At 63.5% G+C, this 2941-nt stretch carries 2 protein-coding genes and 3 pseudogenes; 3 read left to right on the top strand and 2 right to left on the bottom strand.

Going from position 1 to position 2941, the window contains the following annotated elements:
* The first annotated feature begins 116 nt into the window (after positions 1-116).
* Positions 117-770 (top strand): winged helix-turn-helix transcriptional regulator, encoded by a 654-nt coding sequence (locus VQ044_RS24450; RefSeq protein ID WP_331827845.1) that lies wholly within the window; start codon positions 117-119, stop codon positions 768-770.
* Between the two features lie 129 nt (positions 771-899).
* The gene (locus VQ044_RS24445; protein WP_327650084.1) at positions 900-1541 is read left to right on the top strand and encodes a hypothetical protein; all 642 of its coding nucleotides are present in this window, start codon (positions 900-902) and stop codon (positions 1539-1541) included.
* A 64-nt stretch (positions 1542-1605) separates the two neighbouring features.
* Here VQ044_RS24445 and VQ044_RS24440 read toward each other — a convergent pair.
* A pseudogene (locus tag VQ044_RS24440) lies at positions 1606-1893 on the bottom strand (transposase); the annotation flags it as partial.
* Positions 1894-2617: 724 nt separating this feature from the next.
* On the opposite strand from VQ044_RS24440, the pseudogene VQ044_RS24435 reads away from it, so the two are divergent.
* A pseudogene (locus VQ044_RS24435) lies at positions 2618-2755 on the top strand (dipeptide epimerase); the annotation flags it as partial.
* Here VQ044_RS24435 and VQ044_RS24430 read toward each other — a convergent pair.
* Positions 2739-2941, bottom strand: a pseudogene (locus VQ044_RS24430) (glycosyltransferase family 1 protein); the annotation flags it as partial. The pseudogenes VQ044_RS24435 and VQ044_RS24430 overlap by 17 nt on opposite strands.

Genomic DNA, 2941 nt, shown 5'->3' with positions numbered 1-2941 from the left:
ACCTCCGGTGAATATCTCTTCGATGTCGTCTTCGTCATCATGACCCCATCCTCTCAGGAACTGAGGTCTCCGGGAAACCCGGGGCGGTTCACTACGGACAATTCTGTCCCGTCGCCATGGCGGCCGAGACCCTGTGCACCCGCTGGACGATGGTTCTGGTTCGCGAGATGATCGCGGGCTCCACCCGCTTTGGCGACCTGCGGCGCGGCGTGCCGCGCATGTCGGCCAGCCTGTTGTCACAACGCCTGAAGGAGCTGGAAAGCGCAGGGGTCCTGACGCGTACGCCCGTGCCGGGCGAGCCGGGTGTGCACGACTACCGCCTGACCCGGGCGGGCAAGGATCTGCAGGGTGTCGTCGAGGCCTTCGGCCTGTGGGGACAGAAATGGATCGAGACCCAGGCCACGCTGAAGAATCTCGATCCCTCGCTGTTGATGTGGGACATGCGCCGCAATCTCGACCCGTCGCCCCTGCCCCAGTCGCGGACGGTGGTGCACATCACCTATCCGGAGCTGGCCCTGGCCAAACGCGACTGGTGGCTGGTGGTCCACCCGACAGCCGAGGTGGATCTGTGTTCAGCCGATCCGGGGTATGAGGTGAACCTGTGGGTGACGACGGACCTGCGGACCATGACCGCGATCTGGATGGGGCTGTCACGGGTGGGGGACATGGGTGACAAGATCCACCTCGACGGCGATCCGGCAATCGCCAGCACCATGCAGACCTGGCTGGGGCTCAGTCCTTTTGCAGCCCAGGCCAAGCTGGCCCCCTGAGGCGGACAGCGGCACGAAACGGTGGTCCAGTTTCCGGACTATCGACGCAGGATGCCGAGCGGCACCTTGGGGAAGACCCGCCAGACCTTTCCGGCCAGGCGGCCATCCCTTTCCTGAAGGAGTCTCACCATGCGTTCGCAAGCCACCTCACCCCGTCGCGCCACTCACCCGGCACCAACCGGCGTTCGCGGCCCCATGATCCGCGCCGCACACGCCGCCCTGTCCCTGGCCGCCGCCAGTCTGTTCCTGGCCGGTCCGGCCCTCGCCCAGGCAACACCCGACACCGAGGCGATGATCGCGGATGCCCTGCGCGCGGCACCGGCGAACATTCGAGACACCGCGACGATTTCCGACCTCGCGGGGCATGTCCTGCGGCAAGGGACCAGTGACTATACCTGCTTTCCCGCTCCGTCCGGCATCGCCGGGCCGATGTGCATGGATGGCGAATGGCAGCGCTGGATGGCGGCGTGGATGGGCGGCACGCCGTTCACCGCGGAACATGTGGCCATCGCCTACATGCTGGCCGGCGACTCCCCTGACGGCGGTGCCAGCAACATCGACCCGGCTGCCGGCGCACCGACGGTCGGCAACGAATGGATCGTTGAGGGGCCGCATATGATGGTCATCACCCCCGATCCGGCCGCATTCGAAGGACTGCCCACCACGATCGGGACAGACGGTCCCTATGTGATGTGGCCCGGCACGCCCTATGTCCACCTCATGGTTCCGGTTGCCGCGAGGCCGGAACAGCGCAGCATCCCTTCGCGGTAAGTAGAGGTGGCTCGGTTTGTCTGAACAGGCTCGACGGCTTGATAAGTGGATCGTCTGCCGGGTTTTATGCCGCTGCGAGAAGCGGTTGATTGAAGTAGGCGTGGTCCGGAGTTTTCCGGCCCAGGCTCGAATGTGGGCGTCTTGCGTTGTAAAAGTCGAGGTACCGGCCGATCGATGTCCGGGCGTGGCTGACGGTCTCATAGGCCCGAAGATAGACCTCCTCGTATTTGATGGATTTCCAGAGCCGTTCGACGAAGACGTTGTCGCGCCAGGCGCCCTTGCCGTCCATGCTGATCTTGATGTCGCTGGCGAGCAGGACCTTTGTGAAGTCGATGCTGGTGAACTGCGCACCGCAAGTGGCTGGCGGTCGAGATCGAGAACCGCGAATTCGACGAGCGGATGGTCGTCGAGGTCGGCGACGAACCGGCGCCCGGATTCGGACGGTGAGGGATTTTCTCTGGAAGACAGGCGAGGGGATCTCGGAGAGGGGGTTTCCGATCGCCCTCACCCCTTGGCTTGCTGCCTACGGGAATGTCAGACGGCCACCTAAAATCCGATCAACGCGACAAATCCACGCGCTATTATCTCGTAATGTCCAGGCTCGTGCCCTTTCCGCCGGAAATTGTCCACAGCATCGACGCAGGCGCGTCGGTGCTTCGGGCGGTTCGCGATCACTCCGGCCGCACCCTCGAAGATGTCGCCCGTGCGTGTGGGGTGTTGCCTGCAAGACTTTGGGAAATTGAGGCCGGGGTGGNGGGCGGTTCGCGATCACTCCGGCCGCACCCTCGAAGATGTCGCCCGTGCGTGTGGGGTGTTGCCTGCAAGACTTTGGGAAATTGAGGCCGGGGTGGCGCCGACGCTGGCCGAGCGGCAGGCGCTGTCTGAACTATTCGGCTATGATGAAGATGTGCTGATCGACCTGTGAGGAGAACCGCACTGTTCGTGAAACAAGACAAAATTCGATCCAGATCGTCGCGCGACACATCCGGCCCCGGGATGGGATATGGAGGGCCGTGGAAATCAATCGCCTGCCGTTAGATTCTGCGGGGAATGGATACCCCAAAAAAAACGGAGCCTTGCCGATCTGCGCCGAGGAATCGGTCCACATCTCGGACGATCTTCAATCGCCGCGGGGACGCTATGACTACGTCAACGTCAAGCTCGACAAGACCGGGGGGCTGACCGAGGCGAACCGGCTCAGATCGCCAGACGAAACGCCTGCTCCACCGAGGGCTCGATCGCACCCGCCACCGCCTTCAGAAAAATGTCCGCGCAGGCGTCCCAGCTATAGGCCCGCGAGCGATCCAGCGCGTCCTGAGGATCAAGCGACAGAGCAGCGAGACAGGCTTCCCGCAAATCATCGGACATATGCCCAGCCTTTGACGATCCGATCACGTCGA

Origin of the sequence: Aurantimonas sp. C2-5-R2 (assembly GCF_036549495.1) — a bacterium.
GTDB classification, from domain to species: domain Bacteria; phylum Pseudomonadota; class Alphaproteobacteria; order Rhizobiales; family Rhizobiaceae; genus Aurantimonas; species Aurantimonas coralicida_A.
The sequence above is the reverse complement of the archived record's forward strand: the minus strand, read 5'-3'. Positions and strand labels throughout refer to the sequence as shown.